At 62.9% G+C, this 23,668-nt stretch carries 19 protein-coding genes and 1 tRNA gene; 8 read left to right on the forward strand and 12 right to left on the reverse strand.

Annotation, left to right across the window (positions count from 1 at the left end):
- Positions 1–45: 45 nt before the first annotated feature.
- The 7 genes from GNK13_RS03120 to GNK13_RS03150 all read right to left on the reverse strand — a co-directional run bounded on the left by GNK13_RS03120 (position 46) and on the right by GNK13_RS03150 (position 10,378).
- On the reverse strand, positions 46–2,481 hold the full coding sequence (locus tag GNK13_RS03120) for a hypothetical protein (protein ID WP_164100981.1): 2,436 nt from the start codon (positions 2,479–2,481) through the stop codon (positions 46–48).
- A complete protein-coding gene (locus GNK13_RS03125) occupies positions 2,478–4,265 on the reverse strand; it encodes an aspartate kinase (protein ID WP_164100982.1) in 1,788 nt (595 codons plus the stop codon). The genes GNK13_RS03120 and GNK13_RS03125 overlap by 4 nt, the downstream gene beginning before the upstream one ends.
- 6 nt (positions 4,266–4,271) lie before the next feature.
- On the reverse strand, positions 4,272–5,498 hold the full coding sequence (locus tag GNK13_RS03130; protein WP_164100983.1) for a cofactor-independent phosphoglycerate mutase: 1,227 nt from the start codon (positions 5,496–5,498) through the stop codon (positions 4,272–4,274).
- Between the two features lie 145 nt (positions 5,499–5,643).
- A complete protein-coding gene (locus tag GNK13_RS03135; RefSeq protein ID WP_164100984.1) occupies positions 5,644–7,119 on the reverse strand; it encodes an SLC13 family permease in 1,476 nt (491 codons plus the stop codon).
- A gap of 218 nt (positions 7,120–7,337) precedes the next feature.
- Entirely contained in the window at positions 7,338–8,486 is a 1,149-nt protein-coding gene (gene mqnC, locus GNK13_RS03140) for a cyclic dehypoxanthinyl futalosine synthase (protein WP_236010418.1), read from the reverse strand.
- 184 nt (positions 8,487–8,670) lie between these two features.
- Positions 8,671–9,465 carry a menaquinone biosynthetic enzyme MqnA/MqnD family protein gene (locus tag GNK13_RS03145; protein ID WP_164100985.1) on the reverse strand — a complete coding sequence of 265 codons (795 nt, stop codon included), beginning with the start codon at positions 9,463–9,465 and terminating at the stop codon, positions 8,671–8,673.
- A 181-nt stretch (positions 9,466–9,646) separates the two neighbouring features.
- Positions 9,647–10,378, reverse strand: coding sequence for an RluA family pseudouridine synthase (locus tag GNK13_RS03150; RefSeq protein WP_164100986.1), 732 nt, complete (start codon positions 10,376–10,378; stop codon positions 9,647–9,649).
- 264 nt (positions 10,379–10,642) lie between these two features.
- Here GNK13_RS03150 and GNK13_RS03155 point away from each other — a divergent pair, with 264 nt between their 5' ends.
- The 8 genes from GNK13_RS03155 to GNK13_RS03190 all read left to right on the forward strand — a co-directional run bounded on the left by GNK13_RS03155 (position 10,643) and on the right by GNK13_RS03190 (position 18,570).
- On the forward strand, positions 10,643–12,046 hold the full coding sequence (locus GNK13_RS03155; protein WP_164100987.1) for a DUF6513 domain-containing protein: 1,404 nt from the start codon (positions 10,643–10,645) through the stop codon (positions 12,044–12,046).
- A 324-nt stretch (positions 12,047–12,370) separates the two neighbouring features.
- Positions 12,371–12,856: a hypothetical protein gene (locus GNK13_RS21615; RefSeq protein WP_235934743.1), complete on the forward strand. Its 486-nt coding sequence runs from the start codon at positions 12,371–12,373 to the stop codon at positions 12,854–12,856.
- A gap of 297 nt (positions 12,857–13,153) precedes the next feature.
- Entirely contained in the window at positions 13,154–13,639 is a 486-nt protein-coding gene (locus GNK13_RS03165; protein WP_203545333.1) for a hypothetical protein, read from the forward strand.
- A gap of 349 nt (positions 13,640–13,988) precedes the next feature.
- Positions 13,989–14,342: an STAS domain-containing protein gene (locus GNK13_RS03170; RefSeq protein WP_164100989.1), complete on the forward strand. Its 354-nt coding sequence runs from the start codon at positions 13,989–13,991 to the stop codon at positions 14,340–14,342.
- Between the two features lie 21 nt (positions 14,343–14,363).
- Complete coding sequence (locus tag GNK13_RS03175; protein WP_164100990.1) at positions 14,364–14,795, forward strand: ATP-binding protein; 432 nt, start codon at positions 14,364–14,366, stop codon at positions 14,793–14,795.
- Between the two features lie 191 nt (positions 14,796–14,986).
- Positions 14,987–15,059: transfer RNA gene (locus GNK13_RS03180), tRNA-Asn, on the forward strand.
- A 380-nt stretch (positions 15,060–15,439) separates the two neighbouring features.
- Positions 15,440–17,038, forward strand: coding sequence for a YifB family Mg chelatase-like AAA ATPase (locus tag GNK13_RS03185; protein WP_164100991.1), 1,599 nt, complete (start codon positions 15,440–15,442; stop codon positions 17,036–17,038).
- Positions 17,039–17,070: 32 nt separating this feature from the next.
- Positions 17,071–18,570: an HIRAN domain-containing protein gene (locus GNK13_RS03190; RefSeq protein ID WP_164100992.1), complete on the forward strand. Its 1,500-nt coding sequence runs from the start codon at positions 17,071–17,073 to the stop codon at positions 18,568–18,570.
- A 359-nt stretch (positions 18,571–18,929) separates the two neighbouring features.
- On the opposite strand, the gene GNK13_RS03195 is transcribed toward GNK13_RS03190, so the two are convergent.
- The 5 genes from GNK13_RS03195 to GNK13_RS03215 all read right to left on the reverse strand — a co-directional run bounded on the left by GNK13_RS03195 (position 18,930) and on the right by GNK13_RS03215 (position 23,650).
- Positions 18,930–20,144: an integrase core domain-containing protein gene (locus GNK13_RS03195; RefSeq protein WP_235934748.1), complete on the reverse strand. Its 1,215-nt coding sequence runs from the start codon at positions 20,142–20,144 to the stop codon at positions 18,930–18,932.
- A gap of 50 nt (positions 20,145–20,194) precedes the next feature.
- Complete coding sequence (locus tag GNK13_RS03200) at positions 20,195–20,602, reverse strand: HNH endonuclease (RefSeq protein WP_261345384.1); 408 nt, start codon at positions 20,600–20,602, stop codon at positions 20,195–20,197.
- A gap of 11 nt (positions 20,603–20,613) precedes the next feature.
- Complete coding sequence (locus GNK13_RS03205; RefSeq protein WP_164100995.1) at positions 20,614–20,835, reverse strand: hypothetical protein; 222 nt, start codon at positions 20,833–20,835, stop codon at positions 20,614–20,616.
- 146 nt (positions 20,836–20,981) lie between these two features.
- Positions 20,982–21,824, reverse strand: a complete 843-nt coding sequence (locus GNK13_RS03210) for an integrase core domain-containing protein (protein ID WP_164100996.1) — start codon at positions 21,822–21,824, stop codon at positions 20,982–20,984.
- 449 nt (positions 21,825–22,273) lie between these two features.
- Positions 22,274–23,650 carry a DUF1501 domain-containing protein gene (locus GNK13_RS03215; RefSeq protein ID WP_164100997.1) on the reverse strand — a complete coding sequence of 459 codons (1,377 nt, stop codon included), beginning with the start codon at positions 23,648–23,650 and terminating at the stop codon, positions 22,274–22,276.
- Between the last annotated feature and the right edge of the window lie 18 nt (positions 23,651–23,668).

The following is a 23,668-nucleotide window of genomic DNA, read 5'->3' on the forward strand; positions in this document are numbered from 1 at the left end:
ATTCAGAATAGTTGACGCAGGTGGCCTGGCAAAGCAAATTTCGTGCTATCTCTCTTGATTCCGGCAGCGGTTCCACCAATCGATAAATTCCTCATTTTCGCGACTCTCCCGAAGAAACGCGTCGGCTGCGATTCGCACCCGCTCAGCCAACTCCTCTGGGCCGCTCACCGTCCCCAAGCTGACCCCCAAGCTGCGCCCGTTGCCTCCGGCGAAGACGCGAAACTGCCGCGGTCCCTCCGCAATAATTCCCACGGTCGAGGTCAGCGGGTGCGAACATCCGTTGCTGCAACCGCTGACCGCCGCAGTCGGCCGCTGGCGGCGGCTCCGCGAGGCGAACAGCGCCGCCTCCTCGACCACCGGCTCGAGCCCTCGCCGCCACTCCCCCAGCGTCCGCTCCGCCTCGGCCACCGCGAGCGGGCAGGTGGGCAGCGCGACGCAGGCCAGCATCCGAGGGGCGGTTTCCACTTTCTCGCTTGCGGAACCGGCCCGCTCCCCTGACTCGCCGCCCCCTGACTCGCCGCTCCCTGACTCGCCGCCCCCTGACTCGCCGCCCCCTGACTCGTCGCCCCACGATTCTTGCTCCGCCGCTTCGGCCAGCGGGCCGGCGATCAACGCGTCCACCGCGTCCCTCTGATCCGAGCGAATCCCTTCGATAACCAGCGTGTGGCGGGGACCGATCCTGACCGCGCGACCGAACTGGCATAGCCGCAGCCATGCTTCGCCCGCCTCGTTTCCGCCCAACCGGATCCGCCCGCCGACCACTCCGACCGTTCGCGTCCACTCGCCGTCGAGCCCCCGCGTCCACGGCGGATGAGCCGGCCAGTTGCGAATCGACGCCACCTCACGGTCCCCTCGCTCTCGGCCACTGCCCCGCGCTTCGCCACTGCCCCGCGCTTCGCCAGTCTGTTGCTCGTCGGGGATAGGGGTGAGAAGTCTGGGGCGAGCGATTGTTTGCTCGATTCGCTCGGCCAGCTCCCGCGTCCCCATCCGGCGGACCAGGTATTTGAGTCGTCGCCAGTGTCGGGAGCCCGCGGTGGAAGCCTGCCGGTGGACCTGCGTTAGGCCTCGAAGCACGGCCCCGACATCCGTTAGCGCGACGCGCCCGAGCGGTTCAGCCAGCATGGCCATCGAACCCGTTTCGGCGGGCCGATAGGCGAGCGAGCCGCCGACATAGCAGTCGACCAACGGTACCTGCCCTGGGCTGGCGCGGTGCACGATCAGACCCACGTCGTTGCTCAGCACGTCAATGCAGTTGTCCTCGGCGGTCGCCACGCCCACTTTCCACTTGTGTGGCAAGTAGCCCGCGGGATAGGCCGTATCGAGCTCGAGCCGCCGCCACTCCTCCGCCGGCAACTCCTCAGCCGTGGGGTCCCCCGCCGCAGCATCGTCCGCGTCGAGGGTCCAGCTGAGCCACTCGGCCCGGGGTAGCCACTGCTGAGTGATGGTCGTGGCCAATTGCCGGGCGGCGACGGCCGCTGGGGATTGCGGAGGATGCGGGCAGCAGGTGACGTTTCGAAACGCGTTGCCGCAGCTACCACGCGTCGTCATTGCAAGCGCTTCGATCGCTCGGAGCAGCGCGTCCGCGTTCCCCGGCACAACGCCATGCATCTGCAGCCCCTGACGCATCGTCAACCGGAGCGAGCCGTCGCCGAACCGCTGGGCCAACTGCGCCAGTTGAGCGAGTTGGCCGAAGGTCACTCCGCCGGCGGTCGCCCGCATCCGAATCATCCAGCGGCGCTCGCTCGAGGCCGCGGTGGGCGTTGTCTCTGCGCCCGACCGGCCCCGAAGCTTTTGCACGTACGCCCCCAGCATCCCCAGCGGTTCGCGGGCTCGGCGAGCCGCCCGGCCAAGCTCCGCCGGTTCCCTCGCCCGCAGCGCCGCCAGCGCCAGTTGGGCTGGCCCCGGTTCTGGTGCTGGCCCCGGTTCTGGCGCTGGTTCTTTTTTCGGTTCTGCGGCCGCGATCGGATCGGCGGGGCCCGCGACGTCGCCAGGGAGAGTGGGAGATTCGAGCGTGAGCCACTGCACGCGTTCGAGTCCCAACGCGTCGGCTAAACGCACGGCGGCGGGACCGAGTGCCGGACCGCCGCGACCGGCGAACCAGACGACGCCGTAGCGGCCGCAGAGCGAAACTTCGGCGTCGACGACGGTCAGCTCGCTCGCTTCCCGCCGCGCCCGCTCGGCCAGCTCCAGCGAGCGACGGCTCGCCTCTTCGCTCCGCCCAAGGTCGGAGTCATTCAGCCGCCGCAGCAATTCGCCCGACAGCGACGGCCCATGGCTCGACGCAGCGGCTGGAGAATCGGAGCGTAGCACGATGCCCGGCCATTCGCCGAGGGCGGTCAGGACGACGACCTCCGCGCCCCGGGCGACCTGCAGGTCATGGACTGTGCCGAACCAGGCGACGCTGCCCGAGCGGCCGTAGCGAACCAGCAGCCGCCGAATAGGACGTTCGGCGGCTGTCTCCGATCCGCGATCCGGCGTCACCGCAGCGCTTCGGCAAAAGCCGCTTCGAGAGCGACCAAGCCTTTTTGGGCCTGTTTCCCATCGACCACCGCGTTCACCTGCAGTTCGCTGGTGTTGATCATCTGGACGTTGATCCCCGCCTCGGCAAGGGCGCGGAACATGCCAGTTCCGACGCTGGTGTGACTTCGCAGACCAATCCCGCTGACCGTCAGTTTGGCGATCTCTTCGGTGCCGTGGAAATCCTCCAGCCCATATTGTTGTTTGAGTTGGGCGGCGACTTCCAAGCACCTCGGCAGCTCGTCCTGCGGGAAGGTCAGACTGATGCTGGTCCGTCCGTTCTCGGCGTCGATCCCTTGGACGATCATGTCGACGAAGATCCCCGCGTTGCCGATCGCGTCAAAGATATCGGCAGCGATTCCCGGTTGGTCGGGGACGCCGCGGAGCGTCAGGAGCGCTTGATGGTCGACCATGGCGATGCCGGTCAGGGTCAACTCTTCGAGGGCGTCTTCGCGGAGCCGAGTGACGAGCGTCTCGACATCGGCGCGCTCGCTCCGCTCGGCGCGGATCTGCTCCCACGATTTGGCGTCGCTCGGAGTGCTCTCGAGATTGAACACCCGGTGGACGGTTCGCAGCGCCGTCTGAGCTGCGTCGCGAGCGACCAGGGCGGAGATTTTGATCTCGCTGGTCGTGATCATCTGGATGTTCACGTCGGCGTCGGCCAAGGCGCGGAACATTTGATGGGCGACGCCCGTCTGCTTTGCCATCCCAAGTCCGACGACCGAGACTTTGGCGACGTCTTGATCGTAGGTGACGCGTTCGGCGCCGATCCGTTCGGCGGCTTCGCGAACCGCTTCGAGCGTGGCCGAAAGCTCCGACGTCGGGACGCTGAACGAGATATCGGCTCGCCCATGTCGCCCCACGTTCTGCACGATCATGTCGATCGAGATTTTGCGGGCGGCGATCCCCGAGAAAATTTCCAGACTCGTTCCCGGAACGTCGGGTACGCCGTGGACCGTCACGCGGGCTTCATCGCGGGTCAGCGTCGCACCGGAAACCGGGGACGTTTCGCTCTCCGGCTCAGCGACGATCATCGTCCCCTCGATGTCGGAAAAGCTGCTGCGGACATGGATGGGGACGCCAAACTTTTTGGCGAACTCGATCGAGCGGCTGTGCATCACGCCCGCTCCGAGGCTCGCCAGCTCGAGCATCTCGTCGTAGCTGATCACTTCCACCCGTCGGGCTTCGGGCAAGGCCCGCGGGTCGGTCGTATACACGCCATCGACATCGGTGTAGATCTCACAGGCGCTCGCCCCGAGCACCGCGGCCAGCGCCACGGCGGTTGTATCGCTGCCGCCGCGGCCGAGCGTCGTGATGTTCAGATCCTCGTCGATCCCCTGAAACCCAGCGGCGATGACGATGTAGCCTTCGTTGAGCCAACGCTCGATCCGCTCGGTGTTGATCGACTGGATGCGAGCTTTGGTGTAGGTGCTGTCGGTGCGGATGCCCATCTGGCCGCCCGTCAAGCTGACCGCTTTGCTGCCGAGGGCATCGATCGCCATCGCCACCAGCGCCACGCTGACCTGCTCGCCGGTGGAGACCAGCATATCGAGCTCGCGGGCAGGCGGTTTTTCATTCACGTCGCGAGCGAGCTCGAGCAGCCGATCGGTGTTCTTGCCCATCGCGCTGACGACGACGACAACTCCGTGACCCTGTTGCTGGGCCCGGATGGCTTTCCGCGCGGCGGCCCGAATCTTCTCCGCATCCGCGACGCTGGTACCGCCAAATTTCTGGACTATCAAGGACATTCAAACTCAACCTTTAATGAACCGATCCATCAGGTCCCAGCCATGCTCGAGCCGCAGGCCTGATGCCGCTGCTTCACGCTCGGAGTACCCCGTTGCCGAATCCGCTGTAACGCCGCTGCCGCTGATCGCCAGCGGGACCATCCCGTGCGTGTGCTTCTTGGTGGAACAGAAAGTGGGATGGTCGGGCGTCACGAGCACGCGGTAGTCGCCCGCCGCCTGCAATCGCTCGAGCAGCGGCCCGACAATCTTCTCGTCGATCTGCTCGAGCGCTTCGATCTTCGCCTCGTGCCGCCCTTCGTGCGACGCCTCGTCGGGCGCTTCGATGTGCACGCAGACAAGATCATACTCGTCGAGCGCTGCAATTGCCGCCCGGGCTTTGGCGGCGTAGTCGGTGTCGAGGTAGCCGGTCGCCCCTTCGACTTCGATCCGCGGCCAACCGACCAGCGCGGCGATCCCGCGGAGCAAATCGACCGCCGTGATCATCACGCCGCGGGGCCCATATCGCTCGGCGAACGAGGGCAGCGCGGGAGCGCCGCCGAGCCCCCACAGCCAGACGTTCGTGGCAGGCCGCTTGCCCGCCGCAATCCGCCGCCGGTTCACCGGATGGTCTTCAAAAACTTCGACGCTGCGAGTCATCAATTCGGTCAGCAGCCCGCTGCCCGGACCGCGGGGGAACGCGTCGAGCACCGACAGATCGGTCCAGTCATGCGGAGCGTGCGTCCGCGTTTCCTTAGAAAACGGAGCTGGCTGCTCGCTGCTGCCGCGATAGAGGAGCAGATTCCGATAGCTCACTCCAGGGACGAACTGCAGCTGCCCGTTCTGCTCCGCGAACATCTCCTCGTCGACCATCTTTTGCAGCGACGCGAGCAGCTCGGTCGCCTCTTCGGTGCTGATGTGGTCGGCGGTGAAGTCGACCATCGTTTGATCGCGGATCGTCACCAGATTGCAGCGAATCGCCCAGTCATGCGGCCCGAGCTCGATCCCCTGGGCCGCAGCTTCCAGCGGTGCCCGACCGGTGAAGTAGCGGTCCGGGTCGTAGCCGAGCAAGCACAGGTTAGCGACCTCTGAACCGGCCGGAAGGTGGGACGGAGTGTTGTTGCTCAGCCCCACGATCCCTTCCGCCGCGATCCGATCCATGTGGGGAGTCCGCGCGGCCTCCAGCGGAGTCCGGCCGCCGAGCGCTTCGATCGGCTCGTCGGCACATCCATCCGGAATGATGATCGCGTATTTCATCGCCTGCTCTCCCCCTCACTCGCCGGTGCTCAAAAATCGAAAGCGGCAAAGTTTCCCACCGAGCCAAGAATCCCGCAACCGGCCACCACGGAGTCCTCAGTTCCCAGTACTGAGTCTTCTGCACTCCGGCCTCCGGTCTCCCGCCTCACCCCAGCAACCAGTACCCGACCAGCGTGATCACCACCGCGGCGTACAGGTTCAGCGCCGCTCCCCGCCGCGCCATCTCCGTGGCCGTCAAACCGCCGGCGGCGAACACGATCGTGTTCGGAGGCGTCGCCACCGGCAGCATGAACGCGCAGCTGGCCGAAATCGTCCCCGGAATCATCACCACTTCCAGCGGCAGCCCCGCGGCGCGGGCGGTCTCGGCCAGAATCGGCAGCAACAGCGCGGTCGTCGCCGTGCTGCTGGTCAGCTCGGTCAGCAGGTTCACCAGCACGCAGACGCCGCCGATGATCAGCAGCGGAGGGAGCGTCTGCAGGACCACCAGCGACGCGCCGATCTGCTCGCTGAGCCCCGTCTCCTGAAACCCGGCGGCGATCGCCAAACCACCGCCGAACAGCACCAGAACCCCCCACGGGACCCGAGTCGCCGTCTCCCAGTCCAAAAGCGCTTCGCTGCCGAGCTCCCCGGTCTTTCGTGCCTCACGTTCCTCTCCCGCTTGCTCCCCTGCGGTGGGCTCTACTTCAGGCCGTTCGCCCGAGGGGACCAGGAACAACAACAGGGCTCCAGCGAGCGCAACCGTGGCGTCGCCCACCATCGTGTTGCCGCTCGAATCGACCGCTCCCACCAAGCCGGCCCAGCCGCCATCGGGCCACTCGCGAAACACCCACGCCGCGGCGGTGAGGAAGAACACCGCCAGCACGCGCCGCTCGCTCGGCCGCCATCGGCCGACCGGCGGCATCACGACCGGGCGTTGCAAGCGGACTCCGCGGGTGATCACGAACCAAGCGGCCGGAAAGATCAGCAGGACGATCGGCAGCGCGATTCGGGCCCACTCCACAAACCCGATCGTCTCTCCGGTTTGCTCAGCGTAGTTGGCGATGAACAGCACGTTCGGCGGAGTTCCGATCGGCGTCCCCATGCCGCCGATGCTGGCCGCATAGGCAATCCCCAGCAGCAGCGCGGTCCGCAGCCCCGGCGACTGCGCCTGCTGCAGCACGGCCAGCGCGATCGGCAGCATCATCAACGCCGTCGCCGTGTTGCTGATCCACATGCTCAGCAGCGCCGTGGCCAGCATGAAGCCGAGCACCAACCGGCCGGCGCTCCCGCCTCCGATCGCCGAGACCAGCACCATCGCGATCCGCCGGTGCACGCCGCTCCGCTCCATCGCGGCGGATAAGAAAAAACCCCCCATCATCAGCAGAATCGCGGTGTGCCCGTAGTTGCTCGCCACCGCGCGATGATCGAGAACGCCGGTCAGTGGGAAGACGACGAACGGGAGCAGGGCGGTCGCCGGAAGCGGCAGCGCTTCGACAACCCACCAGACCGCGCACACGCTCGCCGTGAAGGCGCACCAGCACGCCGGCGATGCCAAGCCGGCGGAGGCGCAGAGCCACCAAACAAGTCCGCCGAAGATCGGGCCGGCAGCGAGGAACGTAAGACGTCGTCGATCGATGAGCATCCGCAGGCTAACAGAAAGAGTACGAGCTGGACCGCCAAGTCCACCGAAGATACTCGCTCATCCCGATTCGCCATACTTCACCTCCCAGACCTCAGACCTTCCCGTACGTCAGCCTCTGCAGCCTGACCCCTTATGCATCAGCCGCCGGGCGCTAGCCCCCGGTTCCCGGAAACGCGGTAACAGCCGGACGCTAGCGCGTGGCGGCTGATTCAAACCACTTACCCCACCGAGATCTCCACCAGCCGTTCACCCTGACCCTGCTCCCTCGCCAGATTCGCCGCGATCGCCCGCTGTTCGAGCTGGTCGTCGACCAACCGGTAGTGGACGTCGCGTTGCCGCGGCTGGAATCCGAGCTCCTCGATCGCCTCGCGAATCTGCCGCAGCGTGAGGAAGTGGACCGTCCCCGCCTCGGCGACCACGTTCTCTTCGATCATCAAGCTCCCCATGTCGTTGGCGCCGAACAGCATCGCCAACTGGCCAATTTTCAAGCCCTGCGTGACCCAGCTCGATTGGATGTTGGGAAAGTTGTCGAGGTACAGCCGCGAGACCGCTTGAGTCTTCAGATACTCGAACGAACCGGCTGCCGGGACGTCCGCCATCTCGGTGTGTTCGGGCTGAAACGTCCAGCAGATGAAGGCCGTAAAGCCTCCCGTCTCGTCCTGCAACTGTCGCAGCCGCTCCAGATGCTCGATCCGCTCGGCCAATGTCTCGACGTGGCCGAACATCATCGTCGCGGTGCTGATCCCTCCCAACTCGTGCCAGACCCGCATCACCTCGAGCCAGTCGTCGGTCATCACCTTGCCGCGCGTGATCTCGCTCCGCACGCGATCGACCAGGATCTCCGCTCCGCCGCCCGGGATGCTCCCCAGCCCGGCTGCCTTGAGCCGTTCGAGCACCGTGCGGAGCGGCAGCTTGTTGACTTTGGTGAAGTGATACAGCTCCGGCGGACTGAAGCCGTGGACATTGATCTCGGGGAACTCGCCCTTGATGTCGCTGAGCATCTGCTCGTACCAGTCGAGCTTGTAGGCCGGGTGCAGGCCCCCCTGCAGGAGAATCTGGTTGCCGCCGAGCGCGGCTGTTTCCCGAATTTTCTCGAGCAGCACCTCGCGCGGCAGGACGTAGCCCTCGTCGCTCTTGGGGCCGCGATAGAACGCACAGAAGTCGCAAACGGCCGTGCAAACGTTCGTGTAGTTGATGTTCCGGTCGACGTTGTACGTCCGGTAGGGCTCCGGATGCAGCCGCCGCGAAACGGCGTCGGCAGCCGCTCCGATCGCTGCCAGATCGTGGCTCTCGAGCAGCTGCAGTCCCTCCTCCGCGCTGATCCGCTGGCCCGCGACTGCTTTCTCTAAAATCGCCTTGATCGCCATCGCTGTTGCCTTTCTCCCAATGCCCGTCGTAACAGTTTCCGCTCGGCCCACTCGCCCGTCCCGATACCTTGATTCTTCGGGTGTCGAACAATCAGCCGCCACGCGCTAGCGTCCGGTTCTCGCGGCGTATGGGAAAACCGGGGCCTACCGCCCGGCGGCTGATGAAACGATCCAACTCCACCGCCTAACCGCCTTCCACCGGTGCCACCGGTGCCAAATCCAGCGCCGCGGCCCTCTCGCGAAACAGCTCTAGACCGCGGCGTTCGGCCGGTCCCAAATGAAAGTGCAGGTTCCGAGCAAAGTAGGCGACGCAATCGGACGTGGTCAATCCGAGCGGACCCGCTTCCGCTTCGGCAATCTGTTCGAACTTCTGCAAACCCTCGTCTCGCGCCCCCTCCAGGATCGGCGTCAGCGGTTCGACGTCCACGCCAGCACGGGCCACCCAGACCGCAAACACGAACGGCAATTCGCTCCAGCGGCACCAGCGGTCACCCAGATCCCAGATCTCGCGATAGACTCCGGTCGTCGGATGCATCGCTCGGTCGCCGATCATCAGCAGCGCATCGGCGTCGACTTCTTCGGCCGCCGCGGTGATCGGAAACGGACGCGTCTCGGGCCGCAGCCGAAACTGTTCCCAGAGCAGGACTCGAGCCAACGCCTGGCTCGTGCGACTGCCTTCGTCCATCGCCAACGTGCGGATCTCGGCGACGGGCACCCGGCTCAACAATCGCACGCTCCACACCGGGCCACGGCAGGCAATCGCCACGTCCGAAACGACCCGGTAGTCGCGCCCCCGAAAGTATTCGATCGAGGGGATCAGCGCCACGTCCAGCTCGCTCGCCGCCAACCGGTCGGCCAACCGGCTCGGCAAGTCGAACAACAGCTCGCCTCCACCCGGCAGCTCATCCCGTAGCCGGTCCTGCAATCCGCAGACGAGCGGTCGCGTGTTGAGATAAGAAACCGCACCGACGCGTATCACGTTGCCACCTTCTGAAGTCACATCACCCGCCCGCTTGCGGGAGGCTCCGGCTCTCAGGCCGGGGGAGGGTCATCCAAACTCGTCGCAGATGCTAACACATCTCTACCCTCCAACCGTCGCCGCCCCGGCTCGTTTAACGGCAAGCCGCAGGCGACTGCGTTTTCCCCGCCCAATTCGCCCATCACTCCAGCTCCGTCAGCCCCCGCCAAGCGTCACCGAGCGGCGCCACCACCCGCACTTCCACCCCGCTCTTGGGGTGGCGAAAACGGATCTCGCGGGCGTGCAGCGCGATCGCCCGCTGCCGTGGATCCTCGACTTCGGGACCAAACGGCAGCGACGAACCATACGTCGCGTCGCCGAGAATCGGATACCCGCGACTGCTGCACTGCAGCCGGATCTGATGCATCCGCCCCGTCTCCAGCTCGATCGACAACAGGCTCACCGGACCATCCTCCAACGAACCTTCTCCCGGCGCATTGCTGCGGAGGCTTCGCCGCCTCTCGAGCACGCGATAACGGAGCACGGCGCGGCGTGCTTCGGGGTGTTCTGCGGGGACGATTTCGGCGACGGGCCGATCGGGAATTTTGCGGAGGTAATCGACCCACTCGCCCTCGTCAAACGCGACTTCGCCAGCGACCAACGCGAGGTAGGACTTGCCGATTTTCCGCGACTGAAACTGGCCGCCGAACCGCCGCGTCGCTCGGATGTTGCGGGCGACCAGCACCGCGCCGCTGACCGGCCGATCGATGCGGTGCGGAAGCCCGATGTACGGTTCACCCGGGTGGCTGTCGCGCTCCTTCAGAAACGCCCGCAGCTTCGTTTCGAGCGTCTCGATGCCCGCGGCGCCCTGCGTCAAGAGACCCGCCGGTTTGCAGACGACGAGTGCCGAAGAGTCTTCCCACAGAATCCGCATCCACGCCTCTCGCGCAATAAAAAACGAGAGACCCCGGCCACGACTGATGCGAAGCGTATCCGTCACGCTCCGTTTTCATCGCGAGTCTCTCGCTGTGCCTGTTTTATTCTGCGTAGCGATTCGGTCAAGTGCGACGCGCTACAATTCGCGCTTCCGCGACGCGGTTTGCTCGCTGCGGGCCTGCAAAGCGGACGCACCGATGCACTACAACGAAGCCAATTCGTTCGTCCCTTGAAGCTGGCCTTTGAGCCTGCGGAGTCGTTCATGCAAGCGCGTGATTCGGAGCGCCCCCAGCTGCATTTTGTCACCGGCCGGCTCGCCGAGTACGCGCTCCGCGCGACGGTCGAAGAAGCCTCAAAAACGCTGGGTTTCGATTACACGATCGGCGTCATGCCGATCACCGTCGCCGCCTTGATCACGCCTCGTTGGCTGCTCCGCCACATCGACATCCCGGCGGCGACGACCGAGGTGATTTTGCCCGGCTACATCGGCGACGACACGAGCGAAATCGAGCGTGTGACAAAGGCCCGCGTCCGCGTCGGACCGCGCGATTTGCGCGAGCTCCCGGAATTTCTCGGCGCGAAAAAAAGTTCCCCACGCGACCTCTCGAAGTTCGACATTGAAATCATCGCCGAAATCAATCACGCCCCGCGGTACACCACGCCGCAGCTGCTCGCCGAAGCCGCCTCGCTCCGCGCCGCTGGAGCCGATCGAATCGATGTCGGCTGTGATCCGGGAGTTCGCTGGTCGCGAGTCGGTGAAGCCGTTGCCGCACTCGTGGGCGAAGGGCATGCAGTGTCGATCGATTCGTTTGACCCGGTCGAGGTCGCGGAGGCCTGTCGCAGCGGTGCTTCGCTAGTGCTGTCGGTGAACAGCCAGAACGCTCACGCCGCAGCCGACTGGGGCGCCGAAGTGGTGGCGATTCCCGACACGCCGACCGATCTCGGGTCGCTCGAAGCGACCCTCGCCATCCTCGATGCGGCGCGCGTGCCACTGCGGATCGATCCGATCCTCGAGCCGATCGGGATGGGCTTTGCCGAGAGCCTCGTTCGCTACCACACCGTCCGCCGCCTCTACCCGAATCACGCGATGATGATGGGGATCGGCAATCTGACCGAACTGACCGACGTCGACTCGGCCGGCGTCAACGTCATGCTGCTTGGGGTCTGCGAAGAGCTGCGGATTGGCAGCGTGCTGACGACGCAAGTCATCAACTGGGCGCGGAGCTCGGTTCGCGAGTGCGACCTTGCGCGGCGGCTGGTTCATTACGCGGTCGCCCATCGCGTGCCTCCCAAACGCGTCGACGATTCTCTAGTCATCCTCCGCGATCCGCAGCTCAGGCCGCATCCGCCGGAAACGTTTGAGCGGTTGGCCGAGGCGGTCCGAGACAACAACTTTCGGCTCTATGCCCAGGACGCCTCGCTGCATTTGGTCTCGGCGAATCTGCATCTCAGCGACCGCGACCCGTTTCGGCTCTTCGACCAACTGCTCGCCACGCCCCAAGGAGCCACGGTCGACCCGAGCCATGCGTTCTATCTCGGCTACGAGCTCTGCAAGGCACTGACCGCCCTGCAGCTCGGCAAGCAGTACGAGCAGGACGAGGCGCTCCGCTGGGGGCACCTGACCAAACCCGAAAAACACCACCGCCTCAAACGCCGAAGAAGGTAGCGGTTTCCAGTTTCAGGGGATCTGAAATCTCAGGCTTCAGGCTTCAGGCTTCGGGTTTCAGGTTTCAGGTTTCAGGTTTCAGGGGATCTGGAATCTGAGATCTCAGATTTCAGATTCTTATCGTGCTCGTGCTCGAATCGAGCGCACCGCCGAGTCCTCCAAGGCACCTCCATGCCCTCTATGCCAACCATCCATCCGATTCCAATTTCCCAGCACCATTCCTCCCGCCCTCTCTCATCCGCGTTCTCCGTGCTATCCGCGGTCCCTCTTCCTTTCCGCACGATCCGCGGTCCTTCCCCTTTCCGTGCTTTTCCGTGTCCCTCCGTGGCCACCATTCGCGTCATCCGCGTCATCCGTGATTCTCCCGGCTCCCGGCAAAACCGTTTCGTCGATTGCGACCGGACATTTCGCCGAGCCGCTCTTTCGCTGTGGCTCGAGCTGCCGATGCACAACACTGTTGGAAGAGTTGGGAGACTCGCCGCGTTCCTTTCACTGGTGCAATTGCGGGCGGTAGCGATGAAGATGACGCGCAATCACTATTTCCTGCTCGGAGTCCTGTTGATCCTGTTGGGGATCCAGTTCCGGATGGTGGAATCGTTCGTGCTCAACGAACCGGCCACGCGAGCGTTGGCGCGGGTCACCCGGAGCACGCCGGTCGCGAGCAACGACATGATGTCGACGATGATGCTGCAGTATCACCCGAATCCCACCAAACGCTTCGCCCCACCTCGCTGGCTGGGCTTGGCTCTGATCGCCAGCGGCACGGTGATCTCGCTACACGCGGTCGCGATCCCCCGCAACGGAGGCTGACGCGAACCCGTCGCCCGCCCCTCGCTCGGATCAACCGGTCGTCAGCCCGGTCGATTCATCAGCCGCCACGCGCTAGCGTCCGGTTAACTGTGGGGCTAACGCGCCCTCGCACAACGCACACCACACAACGCACACCACACAACGCACACCACACAACGCACACCGCACAGCACGACACGCACGACCACCTTCCGCCTCCCGGGATGGGAGCGGAGAAGATCGCCGAAGGATTGGCAGCAGATGCGGCCCGCACGCGCGGGTCCCGCATCGACTCCATATTCGCTTCGGATGACATCGATGATCTTGCTACCGCTGATGATCCTCTGGGCCCCGCGGCCGATGCAGTTCACCGCTTCAGCCCGCTGGGTCCTGTTGGTGTTTTTCGCTTTGGCTCTCACCGTTGGCGCCCCAAACGGCTTGGGACCCGAGTGCTACGGAGTTGAATGGCCTGAACCGAGTGCTGCGGATTCCCCGGCTGCTTCGAATCCCCTCCATGGTTCGAGCCCGCTGCGAAGCGTTGCCAAGGGAGGTGAGCTGTCGCGGGAAGGGACTCGCGTCGCCGGGCTGGTGGGAACGTTTCGCGAGATCGGGCGGCGGTGGACCTTCATCGCCGACGACGACCAGGCCTCCTATCGGCTGCTGGAAAACCAAACGCTCGAGCGGATCTGCCGCTCGATTCAGGAAGACCCCTACGACATCCGCTGGAAAGTCGGGGGCGAGCTGACCGAGTTCATGGACGAAAACTTCCTGATCCTCGACCACGCTCAGCGAGCGGCCAAGTAACCAGCGTCCCTGCCACCTGCCACCTGCCACCGGAAACCGGCCTCCGTGCTCTCCGCCGTCCCTCCTCTTTCCGTGCTTTTTCGTGTCCTTCCGTGGCCACCATTCGTGTTGTTCGTGTTATTCGTGGTTGTTTCCCCGGCCGGGTGCGCACGTTGCTTCCGTTCGAGTCAGGAAACCGGAAACCGGGCCCCCAAGTTGTCAGCCGCATCGGCAGGCAGTAGTTTTAGGCCACGCCACGCCGAGGTGGCTCCCCGGACGGGCGCGGTGATGCAGGCGGTTTGAGCGAATCGCACTGCCGCGATCCGTCCCGCCCGTTTCGACTGTCGAGAGTTTTTACCCGGAGTGATGCATGGCCGGTTTCGAGCGTTTGGTGGTCGTCGATAAGGAAGATATCAGCGTCGTCCGCTTCGTCGACCGCAAGATCATCGACGCTTCGGAGATCGAGCAGCTCGGAGCCGAGTTGTTGTCGTTGGTCGACATCCAGCAGCGGAAACGCTTGTTGCTGAACTTCGAGGGAGTCGAGTTCCTCTCCAGCGCCGCGCTGAACAAGCTGATCACCCTCCACACCCGCGTCAAACGGGCCGGGGGCACGGTGCGGATCTGCAACTTGCACCCGCAGATCCGCGAAGTCTTTGCGATCACGCGGCTCGATCGGATGTTCGAAATCGCCAGCAGCGAATCGGCCGGACTGGCAATGTTTTGAAGTCGAAAAGGTCTGGATCGAATGGCCGAGCACGACTCCGGCGGCTGGACGCTTGAGCGAACGATACCGAGCGAGACGGCGATCGGCAGCGAGCTCGTCAGCGGACTGCTCGCAGCCATGCAGGAGTACGCGTGGCCGGCAGCCGAGTTGTTCCACGTCCAGCTCGCCTACGAGGAAGCGATCGTCAACGCGATCCGCCACGGCAACGAATTCGCCGCCGACAAGACGGTCCAGGTGCGATTGTCGTGCACGGCCGACGAAGTGCGGATCGAAATCGCCGACATGGGCCCGGGCTTCGATCCCGATTCGCTCCCCGATCCCCGCGCCGAAGACCGTCTCGAAGTCCCCGGAGGCCGCGGCGTGATGCTGATCCACGAGCTGATGAGCGAAGTCACCTACCACCCCCCCGGCAACCGAGTCACGATGATCAAACGCCGCCCCCCGAGCCCCTGAATCGTTTAACGGCAAGCCCCAGGCGACAGCTTTCTCCGCCCCGCGCCCCGAGCCATCGCGGTCAGCCGAAAAACCGCCCGCCAAGCCCCGAAACCCCCATTGAGCGCGAGGGCCGCATCGAGTAATTTTCACAGGACCTCAGGGCGGCAACCACCGATAAAGTGTGGTACCCTTGTCTGAAAGCTCCACAATCCCCTGTAGCTCAGTTGGTAGAGCAGGCGGCTGTTAACCGCCCTGTCGCAGGTTCGAGTCCTGCCGGGGGAGCTTTTTCAATCGTCGGAATCCCACCGACCCACCAGTTAACACAGAAAGCCGAGAGCAAAAGCCCTCGGCTTTTTTCGTGTTTTCCCCAGTGTTTTGGCCGCTTTGCACGCGTCGGCCGAAACCGAGAGCGCTCTCGCCTGCCCTCGCGGCGGTCCCCAAAACCGCTTCCCGGGCCAAAACTCGCCCCGAACTCTCGCGGCTCTCTCTTTGACGCCCGCCACAAGTTAACAACCCGCTTGGGTTCGCACCCCAGATGCGACCGTTGTCGAAACTCGAGACTCACAGGTGCTGCCGAGGCTGCCGCTGCGCCTGAGTTCCTCCGCATCCATCTGTAGGGTATAGTTCTCCCCACAAGCAGTAGCCGGGTCGGGAGGAATGCGTTGGGTAGATTCAGCTTTCATGATCACTTGCTTCGTCGCGACCATACGCTGCACGGCGGCATTCTCTTCGGGATCGATGGTCACAAGATCGAGCTTCAGGGGCGGGCAACTCAGGTGCTGGACCATCCGCGTCCTGTCGCTCAATGCGCCCAGGTCACGGGCATGCCACGAGGGCCTGTTCGAGAAGCCGTCACGCGGATCAGCGGCGCGTTCAGCAAGTTGGGCATCCCGCATTCGCCAGTCGAGATCCTGATAAACTTAGCCCCCGCGTCACTGGAAAAGGATGGTTCATGGCTCGATTTGCCGCTTGCTGTGCTGATGCTGCAGGTGGCCGGGCTGCTTCCTGACCTGCCGGAGGATAAGGAAGACAAGTTCATTCTGTTCGGTGAGATCGGAATCCACGGAGAACTAAGGCGGATCCCTGGTGCGCTGTCTCTCGCTTTCAATGCCAAGCCGGGACAGTCTCTGATTGTGCCTGCGGGCAACGAGAAGGAATGCGCTCTAATTCTGGCGAAGCCGGGTCACGAAGGCTGCGGCGTTTATCCAGCAGCTACTTTGGAGGAAGTACTCGACTTCTTTCGAAGCAAGTCGCGGCTCCGAAACGCGCTGCGCGAGCCGATTCGCTTTCAGCCGGTGCTCGAAAAGGCAGTGGATTTCGGGAAAATCCGAGGTCAGCAGGAAGCGAAGCGCGCAGCAGTAATTGCGGCTGCCGGAGGTCATAATCTGCTGCTCGTTGGCCCGCCTGGGGAAGGGAAATCGCTGCTTGCATCTGCAATCCCGGGCATTCTCCCTCGTCTGCAAGAATCGGAAATGGTCGAGCTGACGCGGATCTACTCCGCAGTCGGCCAATTGGGAGACGACGGGAAGGCCGTCACGAGGCGGCCGATCCGGACCGTGCATCACAGCGTTTCAATGCCTGCGCTCGTTGGGGGAGGCAGTGGGACGCCCCGGCCAGGCGAGATCACGCTCGCGCACCACGGCGTGTTGTTTCTTGACGAACTGCCCGAGTTCTCGCGCCGAACGCTCGAGGCGCTGCGGCAGCCGCTCGAGTCCGGACGCATTCAGATCACCCGAGTGGAAGCAAGCCTCGAATTCCCCTCTAGATTTACATTAGTTGCCGCGATGAATCCGTGCCCATGTGGTTATGCGGGGACGGATCGCTGTACGTGTCAGGTTCGCGAGGTGGAAAAGTACCAGCAAAAGATCAGCGGTCCTCTACTCGACCGAATCGATCTCCAGGTCGGTATGCGACCACTTACGACTGATGAGAGATTTGCTCCGACAAAGGACGGGGAGTCCAATCGCTTGAGAGCCGCGGTGCAGAGAGCTCGAGACAAGCAGGTCCAGCGGTTCGCGGGAACCTCGATTAGTTGCAACGCCGCGATTCCCGGGGGCACCGTTGCCGACTACTGCCAATTCACCGCCTCGGCATTCGATGAGTACAAGCGGATCGTCGATCAATCATCGGTAACGACACGCACAGCTGACAGATTGGCTCGAGTCTCACGGACGATCGCGGATTTGGGAGACCAGGACCAGATTGAGGCCGCCCACGTTCTGGAAGCCGAGAAGTTGATGTTAAAATTTGGCCGGGAATGAACGCACAGACTGTTCGAGAGATCCCTTCACCGATGTCAGAAGTTGAAGTCTTTGTCTGTTCTTTTTGCGAGAAACCGGTTCGCTATCGGCAGGAGCAACGCGGCCGTTCGGGGAAGTGCCCGAGTTGTGCCCAGCCGATCGTGCTCGTGAACAACCACGACCGGGTGGTCGACGATCAACTCACGACCACGTGGTACTACCGTAGATTGCGGTTGCTTCGGGGGCGTGAAGAGGTTGGCCCTATTCCAGACACTCAACTGCTTGAGCTCATCGACGCCGAGCAAATCGACGGCTCTACCGAGGTGATGAGCCCAGAGCTGACGAAGGACACGTGGGTCGAGCTCGGACGCGTAAAGCTCTCTCTGGTCCGGGAACGGATCGCTCAGAGAGCGGCAGAGCACACAAGGCGGCAAAAGGCCGAAGAGCGGAGGCGTAGAGCCGAGCTCCAAAATCGTGCAAAGCTGAAACGAGGTATTCGCTCAGCAATTGAGACCGGCAGTCTCTCATCGGGCCACCGTGCAGCGGTTGAGCAATTCGCCCTGAAGGCCGGCATTCCAGCAGACGAGGTGCAGGCGACAATTTCGAGTGAGTGTGAGGGACTCGTCAGGGAGGTATTCGAGGAAGCTATCGATGACGGCATTCTCGACCCGCGTGAGGAGGAACAGCTCTCTCAGCTCGCCATCTCACTAGGGGTGGATCTGAAGTTTTCGGAACGCGATCAGCGCAGGATTCTACTTTGCCGCCTCGCCTACGAACTGGACTCCGGTAATCACCAGCCCGACACCGCGAGCTCTGTGCCATTCAAGTTAGGCTCAAACGAACAGCTGCTCTTTCATGTCCCGGTCCAGTGGCACGAGATCGTGTCCTTAAAGCGTCCGGCCGGGATTCCGCTCGGCGGCGATTCCTACCTGAAGGAAATTGGCAGTGGTGTCGGCTACCTGACCACAAAGCAGCTTTCCATGGTCGGAGATCTACAGTCGAAGAAATTCACACTGAGCTCTGTCCAGAAGGTCACCCGCTACGCGGACGGGGTCCTCTTTAATCGCTCGTCTGGTCGCAGTGTCTTTTTGGAAATGAACCCGATGTCCGAGATGCAGGAGCAGTTTGCCCTGGTTGCCGAACATGCATGTAGCGGCCAGCCAGTGCTCGGCCATGCGGCGACGTCCAGCTTCATCCCTGAGGTTGTCAACGCTGAACTCGTTGCAGTGTCGGGCGTCTCAGGCAGTCGCATTCAGCACTCCGGTGCCGACCCAAAATATACGTTCCGAGTGGTCGGTGACTTCGTCGGGAATCGAAGTGCTTTAATTGCACGGCTGAATATCGGTGACGAGGTCATGCTGCATCGTGAGCCAAGCAATCCAGCCGATCCCAACGCAGTCGCGGTGTACGATCTATCGCGGAACCAACTGGGCTACCTGAAGCGTGACGTCGCCTCGTGGTTCGCGCCGATTCTCGACCGAAAGCCGAGCGTGGAGGCAAAGGCACACGCGGTTACATCGGCCGGATCTCTCATCGTCGGCGTTTACTTGTAGTGTTACCCGCGTCCGTCAGTGGAGCACCCATCGGCTAAATCAGAGAAATCGGCCTGCCGCCCCTGCCGTGGCCCCTTTGTCTGGTCACAGTGAGTCGCCTTGCGGTCTAGCTGATGTTGCTGCAGAGCACGCACCCTTCCTGTCAAAAAACTCAGCCGAGCGTTTGAGCAGCGGAATCGATGGGTGCGAAGTTCAGACACCAGCCGATTTTCGGCCGAGATTGAGACGGCTGACGCCCAAGTGGCGGTCGATTCCGCCGGAGTGCGCCTGTGCGGCGCAGCAGTGAACGACCACAGTTCTTTGACAAGTTGGTAGATGCGTTGATGATCCGCGGAGGACGAAGCTCCGCCGGTCTGAGCTCACGCAGCTCGGCGGTACGACCGGAGCAGTCCGCCGAGGCGCTCGGTGGTCTCTATCGGAGCTTCCGGATCTAGTGGTCGTTCGAAAGGGATGATCAGCCGGTTGTCGAGACCCTGGTGGTTGCGCTCCGTGTGGTAATGCACCAGATACTCGCGAACCGCATTGCGGAGCGACCCTTCGCCGAAGAGGATGAGCCGGTCGAGGCACTCCGGCTTGAGCGAGCCGAAAAACCTTTCAATGTGGGCGTTCAGGTTCGGGCTGCGTGACGGCAGGCGAAGGGACTTGATGCCCTCGCCACGCAAGAGGGTTCGAAACGCTCCGGTAAACTTCGGGTCGCGGTCCATGATCAGGTACCGCTTGCCGCTCAAGAATCCGTCCTCGAAGTTGGTCAGCTCGCGTGCTGTCTGCTGCATCCATTCTTCAGTCGGATTCGGCGTGCAGCCGGCGAAGTGGACGCGGCGGGTCTTCAGCTCCATAAAGAAGAGTAGATAGAAGGTCGTCGGCCCCGACTTGGTCCAGACTTCCACCGTGGTGAAATCGACCGACGCCAGCACGTCCCAGTGAGCCTTCAAAAACGTCTCCCAAGAGCCGGTCCGCTTGCGTTTCGGGGCCGGCTCGATGCCTTGGCCTTTGAGGATGTTTTCAACCGTCGTGTCGCTGATCTCATAGCCAACGTTCGCCAGTGCACCCTGGATGCGATCGCAACCCCACGACGGGTTCTCCTTGGCGAATTTCACCACAAGATCGACGATCGCTTGGCGAACGCGCGGTCGGCCCTGCCGCTTCTCCTGCCGGTCGGAGTAGTCCCACTTCTTCGCCACCAACTGGCGGTGCCAGCGGAGAATCGTGTCCGGCGTGAACAGCGCGGTGACTTCCTGCATTCGTTTGCGGCCGAGCACTTTGCCTTTGACCGTCAATCGCCGCCGCTGGTCATCGGTCAGTAGGATTCGATTCTTGCCGCAATGCTCCTTCAGGATGGCAATCTCCGTGAGAAGGTAATCAATTGCCTCTTGTTGGTCACGGTTCATCCAGCCGGCGAGGATCAGAAGCAGAAGATGACACGGCTGCAGCACGAGGTTCATTGGCGGGGCTGGATGCGGCGGCTGGGAGACGCCTAGCGAGCGGACGGGGAGGTGGCGACAATCGCTGCTAGTCGTATCTGCTCGGTTTTCCGCTCTGCCCTTCCGCACGAATTTCTTGATGGCCATCGGCATCGACACCAGCGTCGACTTCGCAGAAGAACTGCGCACTCATGGTCCGCATTTCAAACGTCTGGCGGAAACATGCCAAATAGCTGCTCTGCCTGCCGTATCCGCAATCGCCGCTCGTGATTCAGGGCTAGCGCGAGGATCGTTGCCCGGCCGATCTTCGTCTTCCCAATCAGCGAATAGTCGTCCCAGACAAAGTGGTCAGACCAGCAATCTGTGCGCGGATTGAATAGAGGAATGGATTCAGAGCTGCCCGGCGAGTCGACCTTCATGCGATCGGCTTTGTGAAGATTGCAGCTCGGGCACGCCCAGGCGAGATTGTCGAATTCACTCGATCCGCCGGCGCAACGAGGCACGACGTGCTCGACGTGGAACGTGGCTCCCTGCAGCGACTGGTGCATTTGGCAATACTCGCACCGGTTGCCGGCTCGAGCAGCGACCTCTAGCTGACGATTAGGCGGCAATGAACGGGATCCTACGGTTTGCGCCGCAGCAGGTGAAGTGCCTCGGCCCGCACGAGCGAAAGCTGCTCGCTAAGTTCCGCGAGCGCCGCCAGGTCGGCCCGTTCCTGATCGCTCAGCTGACCTTCGTTGTTTCGGTCCATCAACTCCTGAAGGCGTTTGTCAGCATGTTCCGGCAGGCGTAGCATCGTGATGCTTTCAACCCATTCCAGGGGGGCGTCCACCGTCACATTCATTTCCGTTCTCCAGGAAGCCAGGCTAACGCGTCCATTGTAGCGTGCATCCGCAAGTCGGCGAAGAACAGAAGCCAGTCCAGATGCGGAGAGTGTCTCGCCCCAGGAACGCGAAGGTCATGTCGCCACACCTACGTTGGTGTGGGGGGCTATGCCGCCCGCCGGTAAGACTTCAGGTGGCCGCCCAGTTCGCTGTAGCACTCGAGCCGGTGCTTCGCCAAGTCGACCGCAGGCGGCTCTCCACCATCCCGCACTGGCGGCAAATGGTCCCGTTCGGTGTGGCCACGGCGGTGATTGTACCAGTCCTGCGCGACATGAAGGATGTGGTCCAGGTGCCGCTCGCTGATTACGCAGAACGCGTTCAGGACCTCGTGTTTCAACGTCTGGATCACCCGCTCGACGAATGCCTGCAGGTTCGGTGACCGCGGGCACGTCTTCTTGATCTTGCAGCCGGTGGACCGGAAGACCTCGTCGAACGGGGCTCCGTACTTCGTGTCCTGGTCTCGCTGCACGATCTCGCGGGGCAGGATTTCCTCCTGCAGACGCATTTGGAAATTGCAGGCTTGCTGCGTCGTCCAGTCGGCGTTCGGATTTGCCGTGCAGGGCGAGACCCAGATTCGCCTCGTCCCCACGTGGATAAAGACGAGGAAATACAGGTCGACCATGCCTGTGAGCGTCCACTTTCGTTTGCAGGCGAAGTCGCATTGCCACAGGGTGTCAGCGTCGCGTTTCAGAAAATCGGAGCAGGTATCCGGGTGGTCCTGCGGCTGCGGCCCGAGCCCCGCTTCCACGAGCACGTTCTTGACGGTCTGGCGGGACACCGTGTGGCCAAGCCGCAGCATCGCCTGAATGATCTTCGTGTAGCCCCAGCCGGTCTCTTTCCGGATGCGGATGATCGTCTCGCTCAGGCTCTCGTCGATTTGTGGGCGCCCGGGCTTATTGCCCGTCTTCGACTTCGGCCGCTTCTCCGGGGTCTCTTCGATGCTCCGCACCTACCGGCGGAACGTCGAATAGCTGACGATCGAGATTAGGTCCTTGATGCCCGGTCCGAGCTTCTTGCCGTGGCGGATCAGCCGTCGGCGCTCCTGATTGTTCAGCGTGATCCGCTGGGGCTGGTGGATGGCGGCGGAATGGCACCGTCACAGCGCCTCGCGATCCCCCAAGAATGGCGAGAGTCGCCCTGTACATCGCTGGGGTGACAGCGGGGTTAACTCAAGTGACAGCGGGGTTAACAGACTTGTGTTAACCAGGCTGTCAGTCGCATTCTCAAAGCGCTCTCTACTCCGCCCCCACCTCTGGCTAGAAAATTACGTAAGAGCGTTCTTCGGCTGAAAGATCGAAAGGGATTCGGAATCGCTAAGTGGCTGCAAATGCAGCAGTTACGGAATTTGAAAACAGAAACCTTTTCCGAAGAGGGTTCTTTACGGGGAGAGCCGGAGCATTAGGCGATCACATCGGTCACGACGTTGCCGTGGACGTCGGTGAGGCGGAAGTCTCGACCCGAGTAGCGATAGGTCAGCCGCTCGTGGTCGAGCCCCATCAGGTGCAGGATCGTGGCGTGCAGGTCGTGCACGTGCACCGGGTTTTCCACGGCCGTCGCGCCATACTCGTCCGAAACGCCGTGGCTGTAGCCTCCCTTCACCCCTCCGCCCGCCAGAAAACAGGTGAAATTGCGATTGTAATGCCCACGGCCTTGAGGAGTGAGGTCTTCCCAGGGCGTGCGGCCAAACTCCGAACAACCCACTAGCAGCGTCTCTTCCAGCAAGCCGCGACGCTTGAGGTCGGTGATCAACGCGGCGATCGGCTGATCGACGTTTCGGCTCAGATTCTCATGCAGCTTCATGTCGCGGTGATTGTCCCAATTGGTGTTCGAGCCGACATCGAACAGCTGCACCACACGGACGCCGCGTTCCACCAGTCGTCTGGCGATCAGGCACTGCGCGGCGAACGAGGCTGGGTCGCCTGCCTCCGGGCCGTACAGATCTAGCACATGCTGCGGCTCGCGTGAGATATCGAGCGCTTCGGGGGCTTGCTGCATCAGTCCCCTCGCGGTTTGCAGGCTAGTGATGCGAGACTGCAATTCGGGCGCATCTGCATGCCGCTCCAGGTGAGCCTGATTCAAGTCACTCAACATCATGCGTTCCAGATCCTGCCGGCGAACCGAAGGAATGGCGCTGGTCAGATCGGGAAGTGAATCGGGCCCGGGAATAAACCGCGTCCCTTTGTGGCAGCCGGGCAGGAAGCCGGAATCCCATGCCAGATAAGCGTTGTATGGTTCCTTGGCCGCCAGTACGACATAGGGCGGGAGACTGGTGTTTCGGGTCCCCAGTCCATAACTGATCCAGGCGCCGATGCTTGGCATGGGGAACGTGATCGAACCGGTGAGCATGCCCAGCGTCGCCGCGGAGTGGCCCCCCGAGTCTCCCCGCACCGTGTGCAGGAAACAGATATCATCGACGACTGAGCCGACGTGCGGAAACAGTTCGGAAACCATCTTGCCGCAATCGCCGTAAGGCTGGAACTTCCAATCCGTGCCCTTGAGCGGCCGTTGATTATTGCCGATCGTCTTGCCGTGGTCTTGGTTCAACTGCGGCTTGTGATCGAACGTGTCGACGTGCGACAGCCCGCCGGTGAAAAAGAAAAAGATGAGGTGCTTCGCTCTGGCCGGAAAATGCCCTGGTTTTGGCGCCAGCGGATGACCGCCCCCCAGTTCCGCCGCCAGTGTCAGCTGGCGATGCAGGGCCAACTCTCCGGCGGTGCCCAGTGCGGCGGCGCTTGACAAAAACGCGCGGCGGTCAAGTCGATGTTTCTGTGCCATGACAAACCAATTCGTCTT

The sequence above is a fragment of the Candidatus Laterigemmans baculatus genome (genome assembly GCF_010367455.1).
GTDB lineage: Bacteria > Planctomycetota > Planctomycetia > Pirellulales > Pirellulaceae > Laterigemmans > Laterigemmans baculatus.